The following is a 1,452-nucleotide window of genomic DNA, read 5'->3' as shown; positions in this document are numbered from 1 at the left end:
CCCAGGTTCAACTGGTCGTCGCAACACCGTTTTGATTTACCGAGAGCAGCAACTCATTGAATGCCTCGGCGGGCGTCCTCCAATGGAGAGTCTTTCTTGGTCGCGTATTTAAAGCAAGAGCTACAGCCTGCAGTTCGGCCGGCCTATGGAGGCTGAGATCTGTACCCTTGGGGAAGTACTGCCTCAGCAGTCCATTGGTGTTTTCATTGGTGCCGCGTTGCCATGGACTTCGTGGATCACAGAAATAGATCGCTAAGCCCGTGTCGATCGACAGCCGTGCATGCTGACTCATCTCTGCTCCCTGATCCCATGTCAGTGATCTTCGAAGCTGCTGTGGCAGCGCCCCCATGGCTCGAGTGATCGCATCACGCACCGCCTCGCCACCATGCCCTGCCAGTGCCGGCCCATGCTTGTCCCGGGGCTGACGCCCATGTTCTGGAAGTGGCGGCAGATGCAACAACACCGTAAACCGCGTTGTTCGCTCTACGAGCGTGCCAATGGCGGAGCTGCCCAGGCCAAGGATGAGGTCGCCTTCCCAATGTCCGGGAATGGCGCGATCATCCACTTCGGCAGGACGCTCGCTGATGAGAATCTCTGGCGTGACGAAGGGCTTGCCACGCCCACGTACCCTCTCTCGCGGTACACGTAGAGCTCGTCCCGTGCGCAAGCAGGCGGTGAGTTCACGACGAAGGGCGCCGCGTCCTTGGATGTACAACGACTGGTAAATCGCTTCGTGGCTAATGCGCATTGCAGTATCGCCCGGGAAGTCGACTGGCAAGCGGTGAGTGATTTGTTCCGGACTCCACGCACGTGACCACCGTCGATGTTGCCTTCGTCCATGGCGCCGGCCCTTCCAAGTAACTGCAGGACCAGCGATGACCCTCCCCGCCGGAGTGGCGACATTGCCAGCCAAGCGCTCTTGGACATAGCGCCGCAGTGCGGCGTTAACCGCCAATTTGGCGCGCTTGGGGCGTCGTGCTGCGCGATCAGCATGCCACTGTGCCGTGATCGCGCGATACGCGAATCCTCCGCCTCGCGTGGCAGCGTTGCGGCGCAATTCACGTGAGATTGTTGATGCACTTCGTGCAAGTTGCCGCGCAATCTCTCGAACTCCGCAGCCCTGGGCGCGCAGTAGGGCAATCTGCTCCCGCTCGGCCAGCGACAAGTACCGTCCTGTCGCCGCTGGCGATGACGGCGAAAGATGCGATGGAGGCATACCGCCACACTCCCGGAACCATCTCGTACCCACCGCCTGCGACACGCCAGCAATTTGAGCTGCTTCCTCACTCGAGTGTCCATGGGCGATCTCCTGCCAGAATGGACGCCTCTGCGCTCTGTGTAAAACGGGAGGCCGCCCTGGCGACCTCATCTTCACACGACCAATTCGTACCTTTTTCGTGCGCATCGCAACCTCTTATCCGGAGGTGTTGCGACGATCGGTTGAATTCACCC

General features: G+C 60.2%; 1 protein-coding gene. It reads right to left on the bottom strand.

Annotation, left to right across the window (positions count from 1 at the left end):
* Positions 1-7 precede the first annotated feature (7 nt).
* A complete protein-coding gene (locus tag AB4083_RS22860) occupies positions 8-1,405 on the bottom strand; it encodes an IS30 family transposase (protein WP_441610796.1) in 1,398 nt (465 codons plus the stop codon).
* Positions 1,406-1,452 lie beyond the last annotated feature (47 nt).

Origin of the sequence: Dyella sp. 2RAB6, from assembly GCF_052115385.1 — a bacterium.
Lineage (GTDB): Bacteria > Pseudomonadota > Gammaproteobacteria > Xanthomonadales > Rhodanobacteraceae > Dyella_D.
This window is presented reverse-complemented; position numbering and strand designations above follow the sequence as displayed.

What these genes read in the sequence shown, in the direction of transcription:
- AB4083_RS22860 (WP_441610796.1), bottom strand. Translation starts at nt 1,405, where the DNA reads ATGCGCACGAAAAAGGTACGAATTGGTCGTGTGAAGATGAGGTCGCCA.